The organism is Bacillus sp. B2-WWTP-C-10-Post-4, from assembly GCF_009183805.1.
GTDB lineage: Bacteria > Bacillota > Bacilli > Bacillales > Bacillaceae_G > Bacillus_A > Bacillus_A cereus.
In genome coordinates, this window is sequence record NZ_WEII01000027.1 from 37012 (window position 1) to 55112 (window position 18101).

The following is an 18101-nucleotide window of genomic DNA, read 5'->3' on the forward strand; positions in this document are numbered from 1 at the left end:
TTAAACAGTATCATATATTTATTAGTAGAGGCTCACTCATTGATTGCGACTTATGTCGAAAAATTGAATGAGCATTCATTCAAGAATAGGGGGAGAATTGGATGTTCCAAATTAAAAAGGCTGCTGTTCTAGGTTCAGGCGTAATGGGTTCGGGAATTGCGGCACACTTAGCTAATATTGGTATTCCGACATTATTGCTTGATATTGTACCACCCGCGCTTACGAAAGAAGAAGAAGCGAAGGGACTTACATTAGAACATAAAAGTGTGAGAAATCGTTTTAGTAATACGGCTGTGCAAAAACTATTAAAGCAAAAACCAGCTCCTCTGACAGTGAAAGGAAATCTAGCACTGATTGAAGCAGGTAACTTAGAAGATGATCTTGAGCGTCTAGCTGATGTAGATTGGATTATTGAAGTAGTAGTTGAAAACTTAGATATTAAAAAGAAATTATTTGAAAAAGTAGACGCTGTTCGTAAACCGGGCTCAATTGTAAGCTCGAATACGTCAGGCATTTCAGTTGAAAAAATGGCAGAAGGTCGTTCAGACGACTTCCAGAAACACTTCTTAGGCACACACTTTTTTAACCCACCACGATATTTAAAACTTCTAGAGGTAATACCGACGAAAGAAACAGATCCACAAGTATTAAGCTTCATGAAACTATTTGGCGAAGACGTTCTTGGAAAAGGCGTTGTTATCGCAAAAGATACACCAAACTTTATTGGAAACCGCATCGGTACGTACGGTTTACTTGTTACTCTTCAAGAGATGGTAAAACGCGGCTATAGCATTGGGGAAGTTGATTCTGTAACAGGTCCATTAATTGGTCGTCCGAAGAGTGCAACGTTCCGTACATTAGATGTTGTCGGTTTAGATACATTCGTACACGTTGCAAATAACGTATATGAAAACGTACAAGAAGAAGAGCGTGATGTATTTAAAGTACCAGCTTTCATGCATGACATGCTTGATAAAAAATGGCTTGGAAGCAAAACAGGTCAAGGCTTCTTCTTAAAACAAGGAAAAGAAATTTTAGAACTAAATCCTGAAACGATGGAATATGAAGCGCGTAAAAAATTAAAAGCTGCATCCGTAGAGTTAAGTAAACAAGAAAAAGGATTAGCGAATAAATTGAAAGCGCTTGTATACGCAAAAGACCGCGCAGGAGAGTTATTATGGAACATCATTACACCAACTCTTTTATACTCTGCAAAACTTCATAAAGAAATTGCTGACGATATCGTTGCAATTGACCAAGCGATGAAGTGGGGCTTCGGCTGGGAGCAAGGACCGTTTGAAGTTTGGGATGCAATCGGCGTTGAAAAATCTGTTCAAAAGATGGAAGAAAACGGCGTAGTCGTTCCTACTTGGGTGAAAGAAATGTTAGAGAAAGGTTTCACTACTTTCTATAAACATGATAACGGCGATAGCTACTATTACGATAATGGCGAATATAAGCTAATCGAGCGTAATAAAAAAGCAATTTCTCTTAAGCAATTAAAAGCGAAAAATGGTGTATTAAAGAAAAATAGCGGAGCGAGCTTAATTGATTTAGGCGACGGCATCCTTTGCTTAGAGTTCCATTCGAAGAGCAATGCAATCGGTATGGATATTACGCAAATGATTAACTACGCTGTTGATGAAGTAGAAAAGAATTATAAAGGTCTTGTTATCGGTAACCAATCGAAGAACTTCTGCGTTGGTGCGAACCTAGCAATGATCTTAATGGAAGCACAAGACGACAATTACTTTGAAATTGAGTTGGTTGTGAAAAACTTCCAAGATGCAATGACGAAAATTAAGTACTCTTCTAAGCCAGTTGTAGCAGCACCATACGGTATGACGCTTGGCGGAGGTACAGAAGTTTGCTTACCAGCAGCTAGCATTCAAGCTTCTAGTGAAACGTATATGGGCTTAGTAGAAGTTGGTGTTGGCTTAATCCCTGGCGGAGGCGGTAATAAAGAGCTATACATTAAACACTTAAATAAAATGCCAAACGGTGTAGAGTTTGATCTGCAAAAAGTTGCGAATAAAGTGTTCGAATCTGTAGCGATGGCGAAAGTTTCTACATCAGCACAAGAAGCTGTATCGAACAACTTCTTAGGCGATAAAGACGGTATTAGTGTGAATGGTGATCACTTACTATATGATGCGAAACAGAAAGCACTTGCTTTATATGAAGCTGGCTATAAAGCACCGATTCGTAAAAAGATACCAGTTGTTGGTGAAACAGGATATGCAACTCTTGTACTTGGTGCAGAAGCAATGCATTTATCAGGTTACATTTCTGAACATGATCTTCACATTGCGAAGAAACTTGCATATGTCATTGCGGGCGGAAAAGTGCCGTACGGAACAGAAGTTGATGAGCAGTATTTATTAGATGTAGAACGTGAAGCATTTATTAGCTTAGTAAGTGAGATGAAATCACAAGCAAGAATGCAGCACATGCTTGTAAAAGGAAAGCCATTACGTAACTAATAACGAGGGGAGATATCGTTCATGAGAGAAGCTGTCATTGTTGCGGGAGCAAGAACACCAATTGGAAAAGCAAAGAGGGGTTCATTAAAAACAGTTCGTCCTGACGATCTAGGGGCGTTAGTAGTAAAGGAAACGTTAAAGCGTGCGAATTATGAAGGACCAATCGATGATTTAATTTTCGGTTGTGCGATGCCAGAAGCAGAGCAAGGTTTAAATATGGCTCGTAATATCGGCGGATTAGCAGGACTTTCTTACGATGTTCCAGCTATTACGATTAACCGTTACTGTTCTTCAGGTTTACAAAGTATCGCTTACGGAGCTGAGCGTATTATGCTTGGTCACTCTGAAGCTGTATTATCAGGCGGAGCAGAATCAATGAGTTTAGTTCCAATGATGGGACACGTTGTTCGTCCGAATAGTCGCCTTGTAGAAGCGGCTCCAGAATATTATATGGGTATGGGACATACAGCAGAGCAAGTTGCTGTGAAATATGGAATTTCTCGTGAAGAGCAAGATGCATTTGCAGTAAGAAGTCATCAACGTGCTGCGAAAGCATTAGCGGCAGGAAACTTTGTTGATGAAACAGTACCTGTAGATGTGACGTTACGCTCGGTTGGATCAAACAATAAACTTCAAGAAGAAACAATCACTTTCGCACAAGACGAAGGTGTAAGAGCAGAGACAACGCTAGACATTTTAGGGAAATTACGTCCAGCATTTAACGTTCGCGGTTCTGTAACAGCTGGTAACTCTTCACAAATGAGTGATGGTGCAGCATCTGTACTATTAATGGATCGCGAAAAAGCAGTGAGCGATGGCATGAAGCCACTTGCGAAATTCCGTTCATTTGCAGTAGCTGGCGTACCACCAGAAGTAATGGGAATCGGCCCAATCGCTGCAATTCCAAAAGCGTTAAAACTAGCTGGCTTAGAGCTATCTGATATTGGCTTATTCGAACTAAATGAAGCATTTGCTTCTCAATCGATCCAAGTTATTCGTGAACTTGGTTTAGATGAAGAAAAAGTAAACGTAAACGGTGGTGCAATCGCACTTGGACATCCACTTGGCTGTACAGGAGCAAAACTAACACTATCTCTTATTCACGAAATGAAACGTCGCAACGAACAATTCGGTATCGTAACAATGTGTATCGGCGGCGGAATGGGAGCAGCGGGAGTATTTGAATTACTATAAAAAAAGTGCAGGTGGCTTGCTCAGAACAGGAGGGCGTTGGAAGCCTTGACGAAGAGGCGCTTTTTGCCTCACAGGAAGGGGTGAAACGACCGACTGTTCTAGCCACCGGAACTGGATTATAAAAAAAGTGGAAGCGGCTCGCTCAGAATGTGAGGGGGATGGAGTTTCAGACGTAGAGGCGCTCTTTGCCTCGTAGGAAGAAGCGAAGGCACCGAACATTCTAGCCGCTGGAACTGGATTTAAAAAAAGTGGAAGTGGCTTGCTCAGAACAGGAGGGTGTTGGAAGCCCTGACGAAGAGGCGTTTTTTGCCTCACAGGAAGGGGTGAAACGACCGACTGTTCTAGCCACTGGAACTAGATTATAAAAAATGGAAGCAACAAAGGTTTATAAAAACAAAAGGGAGAGCTAGCTTCTTTCAAAAAGAGAGAAGCGGCTCATGAAAATATGAAGGAGGAAATTTTCATGGAAAAAACAGTAGGAAATGCGGTTAAAGGCGGTAGCTTTTTAGTAGATGAGATTACGATTGATCAAGTGTTTACGCCAGAAGATTTTTCATCTGAGCATAAAATGATTGCTAAAACGACAGAGGACTTTATCGTAAATGAAGTTCTTCCAGAGCTTGAATATTTAGAGCAACATGAGTTTGATCGCTCAGTTCGTCTTTTAAAAGAAGCTGGAGAACTTGGTTTATTAGGCGCTGACGTACCAGAAGAGTACGGCGGAATTGGTCTTGATAAAGTAAGCTCAGCGTTAATCGCAGAGAAGTTCTCTCGCGCTGGTGGCTTTGCAATTACTCACGGTGCTCACGTAGGTATCGGCTCTTTACCAATCGTATTATTCGGTAACGAAGAGCAAAAGAAAAAATATTTACCATTGCTTGCAACTGGTGAAAAATTAGCTGCATACGCATTAACAGAGCCAGGTTCAGGATCTGACGCATTAGGCGCAAAAACAACTGCACGTTTAAATGCAGAAGGTACACATTATGTATTAAACGGTGAAAAACAATGGATTACAAACTCTGCATTCGCTGACGTATTCGTTGTATATGCAAAAATTGATGGCGAGCACTTCTCAGCATTTATCGTAGAGAAAGACTACGCTGGCGTATCTACAAGCCCAGAAGAAAAGAAAATGGGTATTAAATGTTCTTCAACTCGTACGTTAATTTTAGAAGATGCGTTAGTACCAAAAGAAAACTTACTTGGCGAAATCGGTAAAGGTCATATTATCGCATTCAACATTTTAAATATCGGTCGTTATAAATTAGGTGTTGGTACAGTTGGATCTGCGAAACGTGCAGTAGAAATTTCAGCACAATATGCAAACCAACGTCAACAGTTCAAACAACCAATCGCTCGCTTCCCATTAATTCAAGAGAAACTTGCGAATATGGCAGCAAAAACATATGCAGCTGAAAGCTCTGTATATCGTACAGTAGGTTTATTCGAAAGCCGCATGAGCACATTATCTGAAGAAGAAGTAAAAGACGGTAAAGCAGTAGCAGCTTCTATCGCTGAATATGCAATCGAGTGCTCTTTAAACAAAGTATTTGGTTCTGAAGTATTAGACTATACAGTAGATGAAGGTGTTCAAATTCACGGTGGTTACGGATTTATGGCAGAATACGAGATTGAAAGAATGTATCGTGATTCTCGTATTAACCGTATTTTTGAAGGAACGAACGAAATTAACCGCCTAATCGTACCAGGTACGTTCTTACGTAAAGCGATGAAAGGTGAATTACCACTTCTTCAAAAAGCACAAAAATTACAAGAAGAGTTAATGATGATGATGCCAGAAGAAGTGGGCGATGAGCCATTGGCACTTCAAAAATATTTAGTAACTAATGCGAAGAAAATCGGCTTAATGGTAGCTGGATTAGCAGCTCAAAAATACGGTAAAGCATTAGATAAAGAGCAAGAAATTCTTGTGAATATCGCTGACATCGTAAGCAACCTATACGCAATGGAGTCAGCTCTTCTTCGTACAGAAAAAGCAATCAAAACAACTGGTCTTGAAAAGAATAAACAAAAAGTGTTATACACTGAAGTATTCTGCCAAGAAGCATTCAACGAAATCGAAGCAGATGCGAAAGAAACACTTATCGCAGTTGAAAATGGCGACATGCTGCGCATGATGTTATCATCATTACGTAAATTAACTCGTCACACACCACTTAATGTAATTCCGAAGAAACGTGAAATCGCTGCGAAAATTTTAGAAGATGAGCGTTACACAGTTTAATATCTTTAAAGAACAGTAGTCGTTTATACGGCTACTGTTCTTTTTTTTGAAAAAAAGAAATTTTTTAGTGACATAAAACTAACGCCATTAGTATAATAAAACTAATGGTGTTAGTTTTCGTGAAAAGGGAGATGGGACTATGAGGATGATACATGAAAAAACGTTATATCAATTGTCATTTTTGCCAAGAGCGTTTCCTGTAAATTGTTACTTTGTAGAGGAAGAAGATGGTTTAACTTTAATTGATGCGGCTTTGCCATATAGCGCAAAAGGCATTTTACAGGCGGCTGAGAAAATAGGAAAACCAATTACTAAAATTGTATTAACACATGCGCATGATGATCACATCGGTGCATTAGATGCATTAAAGGAAGTACTTCCTCATGTTCCAGTCTATATTTCTAAGCGGGACGCAAAGCTGTTAGAAGGAGATACGACGTTACAAAAGGATGAACCGAATATACCGATAAAAGGCGGTGTACCTAAAAAAGTAAAAACGGTACCTGATGTTTTATTAGAAGATGGCGACCGAGTTGGATCGCTTCTTGCAATTATGACACCGGGGCATACGCCAGGCTCCATGTCATTTCTTGATGTACGAAATAAAGCTCTTATTGTTGGGGATGCATTTCAAACAAGAGGAGGTATGGCTGTTTCGGGACAAATGAAATTTTGGTTTCCGTTTCCAGCGATGGCAACGTGGAGCAAAGAAATATCAGTACAAAGTGCAGAGAAGTTAAGCGAATATGAGCCTTCCTTGCTTGCGGCAGGACATGGGAAAATGATAAAGAATCCAGGCACTGTCATAGAGCTTGCTATTAAGGAAGCGAAACGGAATATAGAAAGTAAGAAAGAGGGTTAATTTATGTCACCGAGAATCGGACTTACATTACAGAAAATTGTAGAAACAGCTACAGAAATTGCAGATACAAATGGAATACAAGAAGTAACGTTAGCTTCATTAGCACAAAGGTTAGGGATACGTTCGCCCTCACTATATAATCATGTAAAAGGGTTACAAGATGTACGGAAAAATCTTGGTATTTACGGAATAAAACAGCTGCATAACAAACTGGAAGAAGCGGCCGAGGATAAACGTATGGATGAAGCAATTCATGCATTAGGAGAAGCGTATGTAGCATTTGTCCGAAAACATCCTGGACTATATGAAGCAACTTTTTTACGAGATGAAGAAGTAAGAAAAGCAGGTGACGGAATTGTAAAGCTTTGTCTTCAAGTATTACAACAGTATGGCTTAGAAGGAGAGAATGCACTTCATGCGACACGCGGATTCAGAAGTATTTGTCATGGATTTGCTTCGATTGAACAGCAAGGCGGATTTGGTTTGCCGTTAGATCTAGATATAAGTTTACATGTATTATTGGAAACGTTTATTAAAGGGTTACGTGAATAAGAAGCAAGGTAAACAAAAACCTTAGAAGTGATTTTTTAGTTATCTTTTTAATTGGGAATCTATATTCGTTAACAGGCGAACAGTATAAATTAGCAAATGCATGTTTATTAGCAGGAGTACTTTGTTCTTATGCTTTAACTATCGTAGTTTTGAAAAGAAGATATTAGATGAGAAAGAGCCTCTAGTGGTTTAGAGGCTCTTTTTTGTTAAATGATATTATTTTGCAGGTTTGAAAAATGTGTATATGGCTAAGAAAAAGCAAACGAAACTGAATACGATAGGATCTTGATATGGACTAGGCTCAGAGCCCTTCTGGATTTCTGTAAGGAAGTCATGTGTTTTCATATTTATTGCTCCTTTATATAAGAATACGTTTAATGAAACTAATACTTACTAATAGAGTTGCACTAATAACTACTAAGAAAAACGTAGTATTACGGTTTTTATAGTTGTTAAGCGCAATGAATAAAAAACAAATGAGAAATAACATATGTAAAGGAATAGAAGTGAGTAATGGCTTTAAAGTTAATATATCAATCAACAGTTTTACATAGAGGATTGCGTAAATGATAAAGAAGATAACTTTAACATATTTTTGTATGAGCACACCTTCCTACCATGGTTTGTTTGAGGATTATGCTGTTATTATAAGGGTAGCTTTTGAATGTTTGTATTTTTCTGTAATTATAACATTTTTTTGTATTTATAAATAGATGTGACTGATTTGAAATATAAGAAAGCTTTTTCATGAATACGATTTAAAAAGAACAGAATACTAAAGGAGAATGAAAGAAGAAAGGTAGGAGTATTCCATGCAAAATTTAACAGAGCTTGAAGTAGAAAACTTACGTCATTTAATTGGTGGACATGCAACAATTATTAATAAGTTGGAGCAGTATGCACAAACGTGTACAGATCCACAACTGAAACAAATGCTACAAAAGGATGCACAAGATGCACGAAATACGAAGCAACAATTAATGACTTTTTTAGGATAGGAGGAAGCGGAACATGAATGAAAAAGATATGGTAAATGATTATTTAGCAGGATTAAATGCAAGTTTAACAAGCTATGCAAATTATATTGCTCAGTCTGATAATGAGCAGTTACATCAAACGTTAATTCAAATTCGTAATCAAGATGAGATGCGCCAACGTAATATGTATGAGTACGCAAAGCAAAAAAGTTATTACAAACCGGCAGCACCTGCGAATCCAATGATTGTGCAGCAATTAAAAAGTCAATTAAGTGCGGAATAACGGGATGACAAAAAACGGGCGAATGAAGTCGCTCGTTTTTTGTTTTGAGCATGTCAATAAATATAAAATAAATATTTTTCCAGTTGTAACAAATATGACGAAAATGGAATATAACAATTCACAAAAAGGACAAATACTTTGTTCAATATTTCACAAAGTATCCATGGTTTCTATCGTGGGAACCTCTATAATTAGGAGTGTAAAGAGCAAAAGAAATAGATTATATGATCAATTAGGAGAGATTGCTATGAAAAGACATACAAGAAAAATTGCAATTATCGGTACTGGATTAGTTGGATCAAGTTGTGCGTATTCCATTGTAAATCAAGGAATTTGCGAAGAGCTATTATTAATTGATATAAATCATGAACGTGCAGTTGGGGAAGCAATGGATTTATCACATTGCATTAACTTTACAAATACAAGAACAAAAGTATATGCAGGAAGCTATGAAGACTGCAAAGATATGGACATTGTTATTATTACAGCAGGGCCAGCACCAAAACCTGGACAAAGTCGCTTAGATACTTTAGGAGCGAGTGCGAAGATTATGGAAAGTGTTGTTGGCGGCGTAATGGAAAGTGGATTTGATGGTATTTTCTTACTTGCATCGAACCCAGTTGATATTATTACATATGAAGTGTGGAAATTATCTGGATTACCTAGAAATCGCGTAATCGGTACTGGTACATCACTAGATTCTTCTCGCTTAAGAACAATTTTATCTGAAATGCTACATGTAGACCCTCGTAGTATTCATGGGTATTCATTAGGAGAACATGGTGATTCTCAAATGGTTGCTTGGTCTCACGTAACTGTTGGTGGAAAGCCAGTTCTGCAAATTTTAGAAGAACAAAAAGAACGATTTGGTGAAATAGATTTAGATGAAATTGTTGAGAAGACTGCAAAAGCTGGCTGGGAAATTTATAAACGAAAAGGTACTACTTATTACGGAATTGGAAATTCTCTAGCATATATTGCGAGTTCAATCTTTAATGATGATCACCGTGTTATCGCTGTATCAGCCATTTTAGATGGTGAGTACGGTGAATATGATATTTGTACAGGAGTACCCGCTATTATTACTAGAGACGGTATAAGAGAAGTTGTAGAACTCAATTTAACAGAGGATGAAGAATCTCGATTCGCAAAATCAAACGATATTTTACGTGATTATATGAAAACAATTGGTTACTAACTTATAGAAGAAGGTGAAACGAATGAAGGAATATATAATGTCTCGTGTATTTAAAGCATCTGCTGGAATCGCACAAGGTATTTTCGTATCCCTCGGAATTGGTTTACTGATCGAAAATATAGGAAGAATTGTTGATATACCATTACTTATTACAATCGGAGTTGTTGCAAAATCCCTTATGGCACCGGCGATTGGTGCCGGCATTGCTTTTATGCTCGGTGCAAACGGTCTTGTAATCTTCTCGGCGATGGTAGCCGGAGCAATTGGTGCCGGATCCATTTCAACTACTGAAGCTGGTCTAATTATTAAAACAGGTGAGCCAATCGGTGCATTATTAACAGCAACTTTAGCTGTATATATTGGTAAACGTTTAAGTGGAAAAACTGCGTTAGATATGATGCTCGTTCCATTTGCGGCCATATTAGGTTCTGGCTTAGTTGGTATTTGGTTATCTCATAATATTACTCCTGTTTTAAATACAGTTGGAGCGTTTATTAAAGATAGCTCAGCTGGTAGCCCATTCATCGCTTCTATCGTCATTGCAGTCGTTTGGGGACTATTACTTATCTCTCCAGCTTCATCAGCTGCGTTAGCAATTGCACTTAGCTTAGACGGTGTTGCAGGTGGTGCTGCTCTTGCCGGATGCGTCGCTCAGTTTATCGGATTCTCTGTCATCTCAGCGAAAGAAAATAATTTAGGTGGCATATTAGCTCAAGCACTTTGTACTCCGAAAGTACAGTTACCAAATATCACTAAAAATCCAATGATTCTCGTCCCAACTGTCGTTGCCAGTGCTATAGTCGGTCCAGTATCCGCATTAATTTTCCAACTGGAAGCAGGAAAGGAAATTGCAGGTCTTGGATTAAGTTCTCTTATCGCACCAATTAATTTAATTTCCAGCCAAGGATGGGAAGTTCTCCCGGCGATGGTAATTACTTATATCGTCATTCCAGTAGCTGTTTCTTATATACTTTACATTGCTCTTAAAAAAGCAGGTCGTATTCACTCTGGTGATATGACTGTACCGCAATCTTAAATTGAAAATCTCCTTAATAATATATAAAAGCAGACTGATAAGCCACAGTCTGCTTTTTTGTCATGCTACATTCTATGATTTTGTTTTACTGGAACTCTTATTGGTTCTTTGGCCAATAAGAGCTGAACGCCGAAGTAAAGTATACTTGCAAGTGTCATTCCAGAAACGGCATCTACAAAGGCATGCTGCTTCGTAAATAGCGTTGATAAAATAATAAGTGTACCGAAGAAAGTAAGGATGTAATATTCAAAAGCATGCTGTTCTCTACGCTTAAAGGCAGCTAACATAATTACAAATGTAGTAAGAACGTGAATGCTAGGGAAACAGTTTACTGGCTGGTCGATACTATAAATATAGCGAACTAGTTCAGAAAATACATCTGTCCCAACGACAGTCGGACGCGGTACAGTTGTTTGCCAAAAATAATAAATAGAAAAACAAGCAAGCTTTCCAAAAATAATACTACTTAAAGTGACATAATATTGCTTTCGGTCTGCAAAGCAGTAATAAATAAGTGCGCCGTATAAGTATGGAAACCAAAGTAAATAAGGAATAATAAATGCTTTTACAAATGGAATCCAATCATCTACTACAGTTGTAACGTCTACTGCGTGAACAGTCGATTTATTTAATACGTCGTAAAGGGGACTTACGAGTACGAGTAGAAGTATATAACTTAACGGAAGAAAAGATGAAAGTTTAAATTTCTTCATGTTGATCTCCTATGTTTAGTAATGTAAGTAAATTCAATTGATTATAATATAGAAACGTGAATTGGGCTATCGATTTTACTTACATTTTCTTGAATTAACCTTACGTTTTTGTCACTTGACTAAAAAGAAGGGAAGGGTGCTAAATGAAGCGTTTATCGTATTTCTTATTTTTTATATTGATATGCCTAGTTGGTGCTGGGTGTGCAAAGGATAAAGAAGGAGAGAAATTAGAATATAACGGAAGAGCACTCGTAATTGGAGTTGTTGGAGAAAAGCCGAAAGATACGTTTAGGAATGTAAAGTTTGAGGAAATGAAGTTAGAGGCACTGGAAAAGAAATCTAAGGAAGTGGATGGTTTTCTAATAATGAAAGATCACTTTCAAGAAGCCTCAACAGAGCAGTATAAAAATGTATTTTCATCGCTAAAGAAACCAGTGTTTTTTATCGGTTTACAAGATAAATCATATTCAATTTTTATTACAAAAGGGATAGAGTATAACAGTGCACGAAAAGATGTAAATGCGATGTATACGCAAGGTTTTGCGAATATCGGAAGTGGTGAAGGGCAACAATGGGCAATTGGTTTATCAAATGGTGGAGAAAGTATTCATAATATGTATATCGTAGTATTTCAAACAATTGCAGATTATTTGAATAGATGATGAAGGAGCCTGTAAAAGAGGCTTCTTATTTTTTTAAATAAACGTTTGTTTAAGCTGTATGTTCGGTAGGAAGAAACCGATGTAACTCAAGGGTTAACAAAGAGAAATGGAGAATTAATCAAACGTTTGTTTAAGCTGTATGTTCGGTAGGAAGAAACTCCTGTAGTTCAAAGGTTAAGAAAGAAAAATGGAGAATTAATCAAACGCTTGTTTAAGATATATGTTTGGTGAAGAATCTAAAAAATTTATATATTTATTTTTTTCTTAACAAATGGCGGAAAAATAAGAAAAATTCGCAGGATTATTAAAAATTATCACGAAATAAGTAAAAGTTTAGCGAATAATGGTTTGAAATAATAAAACGTTTTCTATATGATAAAGGTAAAGGTTAGTAAAAAAGTAGGTGAATTTATGACAGTAACATTTTATTCATATCCAAAGTGTGGCACATGTCAAAAGGCAAAGAAATGGTTTGAGGCAAACGATGTAGCATATGAGATGATTCATATTGTTGAAAATCCACCATCAAAAGAAGATTTACGTAATTTACATGAAAAAAGTGAATTACCATTAAAAAAATTCTTTAATACAAGTGGAATGCGTTACCGTGAACTGGGTCTAAAAGATAAGTTGAAAGATGCAAGCGAAGACGAAATGTATGAGCTTTTAGCATCTGATGGCATGTTGATTAAACGTCCAATTGTAACAGATGGAACGAATGTAACACTTGGTTTTAACGAAGAGCAGTTTGAAAGTGTGTGGAAAAAGTACCAATAAGGTATTTTTACATAATTAATACATTCACTGGAGGTACAGTCATGAGCATTCCAAATAATTTACGTTACTCTGAAGAACACGAATGGGTAAAAACTGAAGGTAATGAAGTTGTTATCGGTATCACTCACTTTGCACAAGGTGAGCTAGGCGATATCGTATTCGTTGAACTTCCTGAAGTAGGTGCAACAATCGAAGCTGACGAGCCATTCGGAAGCGTAGAATCTGTTAAAACAGTTTCTGAGTTATACGCACCTGTAAGCGGTAAAGTTGTAGCAGTAAACGAAGAATTAAGTGACCAACCAGAACTTGTTAACGAATCTCCATACGAGGGTGCATGGATGGTTAAAGTTGAACTTTCTGATGCAAGCCAAGTTGAGAAGTTATTAACTGCAGAAAAATATGCAGAAATGACAAACCAAGACTAATTATAGTCGACTAAAGGACAGCCTTTGTGCTGTCCTTTTTTATTTTGTGTGAAATAATGAAATTCAAGTTATATGTAAATAAATAAGCTATTATGAGAAAAACTGTTTTGTGGTAAGGTTTCATAAGTCTTCACAATCTGAATGAGCCGCTTCCGCTTTTCATTGTCCAGCTCCACCTCCTAGCCCTTCATGTCTAAGAACCTTCCGTACGAGAAGACAAAAAGCGTCTTCTGTACGAAAGAACCTTAGCCAACAGGGCTAAACAGTCGGTTCCGCTTTTCTTTTGCAAAAATAAACAGGAAACAACATGAAAATAACGAATATACTATATACTAAGTTCAAGGTTATATAGTATATGGTGATCGGGTGATGACATATGATTTATGTAGAAAAAGTCATTATTGTAGAAGGTACATCAGATAGAAGAAAGATTGAATCTATTATTCGTGAACCGGTGGAAATTGTTTGTACAAATGGTACAATTGGTTTGTCGAAAATGGATGAGCTCGTTGATCAGTTTTTTGATAAGGAAGTGTATGTGCTAGTGGATGCTGATGATGCTGGAGAAAAGTTAAGGAAACAATTTCGAAAAGAATTTCCGCAAGCCGAGCATATCTATATTGATCGCTCGTACCGAGAAGTGGCAACTGCGCCATCTACACACTTAGCAAATGTATTATGGGGAGCCGACATTGACGTTTATACAGAATATTTACGGTAAGGAATGATAGAAGTGATTGATTGGACAGGAGCCGAAGCTACAGCCCTAATAGAGAACGAAGAAAAAATAGTATTATATGTATATACTCCAATGTGTGGAACATGCCAATTAGCAAAAAAGATGTTAACAGTCGTTGAGATGACAATTGAAGGCCTCAAAATTGGGATGTTAGATTTAAATTATGCTCCGTATTTAGCGAAAGAGTATGGGATTGAAAGTGTACCTTGTTTACTTGTTTTTGAAAATGGGACACTGATGAAGAAGATATACGCATTTCATTCGGTTGAATATTTATATACGGAATTAAAGTAGGCGGCAAAATTTTTGCCGCCTCGACATATTTCTTGGGAAATATGTCGAGATGCAGGGTGGATACAGTATTTGTCGAGCGAAAATAACAGGATTGCTCTTTAGTGAGAGGGAATGGTATGTAATAGAAAGTGATATGAAGGATGTGATTTAGGGTGAGATTATATTCTTTGCTTCAATCATTTGTAACTTACGCTAATGGTCAATATCATTTAGAACCGCTTTTAAGACAAGAAGAAAAAACTGTTAATTTTCGCTTTGGAGATGAAAGTTGTTCGTTACAAATTTCAAGAGATTATATAGAGCTGGTACATGAGGAAAGAGGAACGGAACAAATCATTTGCTTAGATGAAAAGGATATAGAACAATTGGTGAATGGAAATGTACGATTGCAAATGTTAATGAACGATGGACGTGTACAATATTCAGGAACGTACCGAACGATGTTATTAGTGGAATCGATGTTTCACATATGTAAACCGATGTCAGTAGGGGCTTAAAATTCTGAAGGTTCATTTTTTACGAAAATTTTTGTTGACATGGTGTGTGGATATTGATACAATTCAATTCATAAAATATAGACAATTTAATAAATTACAAATCAGACGAAAATTGAATCTGATTTCTCTTATCAAGAGAGGTGGAGGGACTGTGCCCTGTGAAGCCCGGCAACCGTCAACTTATGTTGAAATGGTGCCAATTCCTGCAAAGCGAATGCTTTGAGAGATGAGAGAGAGGGATAATGTTGTTATATACGCATATAAACCTTTCTGCTTCTCTAAAGCAGAAAGGTTTTTTTATTGTTTGAATGTGGAGGACATTCAAACAATAAAGGTAGTGATAACGTTGGACTACACGTATTAAACATAAAAATTGCGGAGTCGATCTAAAATCTTTATGAAATCTAGCTCCAGCGGCTAGAACAGTCGGTCGTTTCATCCCTTCCTATGAGGCCAAAAGCGCCTCTACGTCAGGGATTCGGGCGTCCTCTTGTTCTAAACGAGCCGCTTGCGCTTTTTATTTAAAAAAGGGGTGAACATCATGATTCTATTAGAGAACGTAAAGAAAATATATAAGGCGAAAAGCGGTGATGTCACTGCTGTAGATAACGCCAATTTAAAAATAGAAAAAGGTGAAATATTTGGTGTTATTGGATATAGCGGCGCTGGGAAAAGTTCTTTAATCAGATTGTTTAATCAGTTAGAGAAACCGACTTCTGGTCAAATTACAATTGCGAATCGTGTTATATCAGCAATTACAGGAAGTGAACTTCGTAAGGCAAGGCAAGAAATCGGAATGATTTTTCAGCACTTCAACTTACTTTGGTCACGAACTGTACGTGAAAATATAGAGTTTCCACTTGAAATTGCAGGTGTTGATAAAGCGCAGAGAAGAAAACGTGTTGATGAATTAATTCATCTCGTTGGATTAGAAGGGAGAGGAGACGCGTACCCATCTCAGCTGAGCGGAGGACAAAAGCAACGCGTCGGGATTGCAAGAGCTTTAGCTAACAATCCACAAGTGCTTTTATGTGATGAAGCAACGTCAGCTCTTGATCCAGAAACGACAGATCAAATTTTGGATTTACTATTAGACATTAATAAGCGCCTTGGTTTAACAATTGTACTCATTACACATGAGATGCACGTGATTCGAAAGATATGTAACCGAGTAGCGGTAATGGAGAGAGGAAAGATTGTAGAAACGGGTCCAGTACTTGATGTATTCCGTAATCCGAAGCAAGATATTACGAAACGATTTGTACAGCAGTTAACAGATTCTGAAGATACAAATGAAACAATTGAAAGTTTAATTGAAAAATATCCAGATGGAAAAGTAATTCGTTTGCAGTTTATCGGTGAGGCTGTAGAAAGACCAGTGCTTCAACGATTAATGCAACGCAGTGATATAGAAGTTAGCATTTTGCAAGGAAATATTGCACAAACGAATAACGGTTCTTACGGTAGTTTAGTTGTTCATTTAAATGGTGAGGAAACAGCGATCCAGCAAGCAATAGAAGGAATTCATCAAGATCAAGTAGAGCTGGAGGTGATTGCACATGGATAAGTTACTCGCAAATGTTGATTGGAATCAAATGTTAGAAGCAACTGGTGAAACGTTATATATGACGGCAATCGCAGCTCTTGCGACATTTGTTTTAGGACTAATTTTAGGATTGCTACTCTTCATGACAGCGAAAGATAATTTATGGGAAAACAAATCAATTAATACGGTGATTGGAGCATTCGTAAATATATTCCGCTCTATACCGTTCATCATTTTAATTATTTTATTAATCCCATTCACAAAGATTCTTCTTGGAACAATTCTTGGAGCAAGTGCAGCTTTGCCGGCTTTAATTATTGGAGCGGCACCATTCTATGCGAGAATGGTTGAAATTGCACTTCGCGAAATTGATAAAGGTGTAATTGAAGCTTCAAAAGCAATGGGAGCAAAAACAAGCACAATTATTTTGAAAGTGTTAATTCCAGAATCATTACCAGCATTAGTATCTGGTATTACGGTTACGACAATTGCTTTAGTAGGCTATACAGCAATGGCGGGAGTTGTTGGTGCTGGTGGCCTTGGAACACTTGCTTACTTAGAAGGATTCCAGAGAGGGAATAACGATGTAACAATCGTTGCGACAATTTGTGTATTACTAGTTGTATTTTTAATCCAGTGGATTGGTGATAGTTTAACGACTCGAATAGATAAACGATAATAAAAACGGGAGGATATTTTAAATGAAAAAATTATTACTTACGGCACTTATTTCAACTTCAATTTTTGGGTTAGCTGCTTGTGGCGGGAAAGATAAAGATGAAAAGAAACTTGTTGTTGGTGCTTCTAACGTACCGCATGCTGAAATTTTAGAAAAAGCAAAACCGTTACTTGAGAAAAAAGGAATTGAATTAGAAGTGAAAAAATTCCAAGATTACGTGTTGCCAAATAAATCGTTAGCGGATAAGGATTTAGATGCAAACTACTTCCAGCACATTCCGTATTTAGAAAAAGAAATTAAAGATAAAAAATATGATTTTGAAATAGCAGGGAAAATTCATATTGAACCAATTGGTGTATATTCTCAAAAATATAAGAGCTTAAAAGAACTTCCAGACGGGGCGACAATCATTATGAGTAATTCCGTTACTGACCATGGACGTGGTTTAGCAATTTTACAAAAAGAAGGCATTTTAAAAATTAAAGACGGAGTAGATCCAGTTAGTGCAACTCCAAAAGATATTGCAGATAACCCGAAAAACTTAAAGTTCAAAACGGATATTGAGCCAGGTTTGTTACCACAAGTGTATAACAATAAAGAAGGCGACGCTGTTTTAATTAACTCAAACTATGCAATTGATGCAAAATTAAATCCAGAAAAAGATGCAATTGCAATTGAAGGTGATGATTCTCCATATGCAAACGTAGTAGTGGTTCGTAAAGGTGATAAAGATAAAAAGGCGATTAAAGAGCTAGTAGAAGTATTGCATTCAAAAGAAATTCAAGACTTTATTACTAAAGAATATAAAGGTGCTGTACTTCCGATAAGTGAATAAATATAAGGAAAGGACTGGTAATTTTCCAGTTCTTTTTTCTTTATATAAATAAGAAGAAAGGTGTATCATAGAAAGATGTAAATGAAATACTTATATACATT

General features: G+C 37.2%; 19 protein-coding genes, 1 pseudogene and 1 riboswitch. Of the genes and pseudogenes, 19 read left to right on the top strand and 1 reads right to left on the bottom strand.

All coding sequences use genetic code 11. The features are described from left to right. The first annotated feature begins 101 nt into the window (after positions 1–101). The 10 genes and pseudogenes from GBN78_RS13375 (at position 102) to GBN78_RS13425 (ending at position 10833) form a co-directional block, all read left to right on the top strand. Positions 102–2483, top strand: a complete 2382-nt coding sequence (locus GBN78_RS13375; RefSeq protein WP_044584960.1) for a 3-hydroxyacyl-CoA dehydrogenase/enoyl-CoA hydratase family protein — start codon at positions 102–104, stop codon at positions 2481–2483. Positions 2484–2504: 21 nt separating this feature from the next. Next, positions 2505–3677 carry an acetyl-CoA C-acetyltransferase gene (locus GBN78_RS13380; protein ID WP_001206346.1) on the top strand — a complete coding sequence of 391 codons (1173 nt, stop codon included), beginning with the start codon at positions 2505–2507 and terminating at the stop codon, positions 3675–3677. 463 nt (positions 3678–4140) lie between these two features. Then, positions 4141–5925 carry an acyl-CoA dehydrogenase family protein gene (locus GBN78_RS13390; protein WP_030029143.1) on the top strand — a complete coding sequence of 595 codons (1785 nt, stop codon included), beginning with the start codon at positions 4141–4143 and terminating at the stop codon, positions 5923–5925. 139 nt (positions 5926–6064) lie between these two features. Next, positions 6065–6787, top strand: a complete 723-nt coding sequence (locus GBN78_RS13395; RefSeq protein ID WP_030029140.1) for an MBL fold metallo-hydrolase — start codon at positions 6065–6067, stop codon at positions 6785–6787. Positions 6788–6790: 3 nt separating this feature from the next. Then, entirely contained in the window at positions 6791–7339 is a 549-nt protein-coding gene (locus tag GBN78_RS13400; protein WP_000074949.1) for a TetR/AcrR family transcriptional regulator, read from the top strand. Between the two features lie 32 nt (positions 7340–7371). Further along, positions 7372–7506, top strand: a pseudogene (locus GBN78_RS30620) (DUF2178 domain-containing protein); the annotation flags it as partial. A 645-nt stretch (positions 7507–8151) separates the two neighbouring features. Beyond that, entirely contained in the window at positions 8152–8337 is a 186-nt protein-coding gene (locus GBN78_RS13410; protein ID WP_001180555.1) for a hypothetical protein, read from the top strand. A gap of 13 nt (positions 8338–8350) precedes the next feature. Then, positions 8351–8599: a spore coat protein gene (locus tag GBN78_RS13415; protein ID WP_001002987.1), complete on the top strand. Its 249-nt coding sequence runs from the start codon at positions 8351–8353 to the stop codon at positions 8597–8599. A gap of 247 nt (positions 8600–8846) precedes the next feature. Then, positions 8847–9797, top strand: a complete 951-nt coding sequence (locus GBN78_RS13420) for an L-lactate dehydrogenase (RefSeq protein ID WP_000820652.1) — start codon at positions 8847–8849, stop codon at positions 9795–9797. Positions 9798–9819: 22 nt separating this feature from the next. Continuing rightward, positions 9820–10833: a PTS sugar transporter subunit IIC gene (locus GBN78_RS13425; RefSeq protein ID WP_044584959.1), complete on the top strand. Its 1014-nt coding sequence runs from the start codon at positions 9820–9822 to the stop codon at positions 10831–10833. Between the two features lie 65 nt (positions 10834–10898). Here GBN78_RS13425 and GBN78_RS13430 read toward each other — a convergent pair whose 3' ends face one another. After that, positions 10899–11546 (bottom strand): phosphatase PAP2 family protein, encoded by a 648-nt coding sequence (locus GBN78_RS13430; protein WP_000713763.1) that lies wholly within the window; start codon positions 11544–11546, stop codon positions 10899–10901. Between the two features lie 143 nt (positions 11547–11689). Between GBN78_RS13430 and GBN78_RS13435 the strand changes: the two genes are divergently transcribed. From GBN78_RS13435 to metQ, 9 genes are all read left to right on the top strand, one after another. Next, the gene (locus GBN78_RS13435) at positions 11690–12208 is read left to right on the top strand and encodes a lipoprotein (RefSeq protein ID WP_044584958.1); all 519 of its coding nucleotides are present in this window, start codon (positions 11690–11692) and stop codon (positions 12206–12208) included. A gap of 411 nt (positions 12209–12619) precedes the next feature. Next, complete coding sequence (locus GBN78_RS13440) at positions 12620–12985, top strand: arsenate reductase family protein (protein ID WP_000218968.1); 366 nt, start codon at positions 12620–12622, stop codon at positions 12983–12985. 41 nt (positions 12986–13026) lie between these two features. Next, on the top strand, positions 13027–13410 hold the full coding sequence (gene gcvH, locus GBN78_RS13445) for a glycine cleavage system protein GcvH (RefSeq protein WP_000026896.1): 384 nt from the start codon (positions 13027–13029) through the stop codon (positions 13408–13410). A gap of 376 nt (positions 13411–13786) precedes the next feature. Beyond that, positions 13787–14131 carry a toprim domain-containing protein gene (locus GBN78_RS13450; protein WP_000640870.1) on the top strand — a complete coding sequence of 115 codons (345 nt, stop codon included), beginning with the start codon at positions 13787–13789 and terminating at the stop codon, positions 14129–14131. A 3-nt stretch (positions 14132–14134) separates the two neighbouring features. Then, positions 14135–14443 carry a thioredoxin family protein gene (locus GBN78_RS13455; protein ID WP_076774618.1) on the top strand — a complete coding sequence of 103 codons (309 nt, stop codon included), beginning with the start codon at positions 14135–14137 and terminating at the stop codon, positions 14441–14443. A gap of 152 nt (positions 14444–14595) precedes the next feature. Then, positions 14596–14940, top strand: coding sequence for a hypothetical protein (locus GBN78_RS13460; protein WP_098349485.1), 345 nt, complete (start codon positions 14596–14598; stop codon positions 14938–14940). A 125-nt stretch (positions 14941–15065) separates the two neighbouring features. Continuing rightward, a riboswitch (SAM riboswitch) is annotated at positions 15066–15173 on the top strand. Positions 15174–15481: 308 nt separating this feature from the next. Next, a complete protein-coding gene (locus tag GBN78_RS13465; protein WP_000601781.1) occupies positions 15482–16507 on the top strand; it encodes a methionine ABC transporter ATP-binding protein in 1026 nt (341 codons plus the stop codon). Further along, positions 16500–17165 (top strand): methionine ABC transporter permease, encoded by a 666-nt coding sequence (locus tag GBN78_RS13470; protein WP_000359401.1) that lies wholly within the window; start codon positions 16500–16502, stop codon positions 17163–17165. The genes GBN78_RS13465 and GBN78_RS13470 overlap by 8 nt, the downstream gene beginning before the upstream one ends. A gap of 22 nt (positions 17166–17187) precedes the next feature. Beyond that, positions 17188–18000 (top strand): methionine ABC transporter substrate-binding lipoprotein MetQ, encoded by an 813-nt coding sequence (metQ, locus tag GBN78_RS13475; RefSeq protein ID WP_000735086.1) that lies wholly within the window; start codon positions 17188–17190, stop codon positions 17998–18000. Positions 18001–18101: the final 101 nt, after the last annotated feature.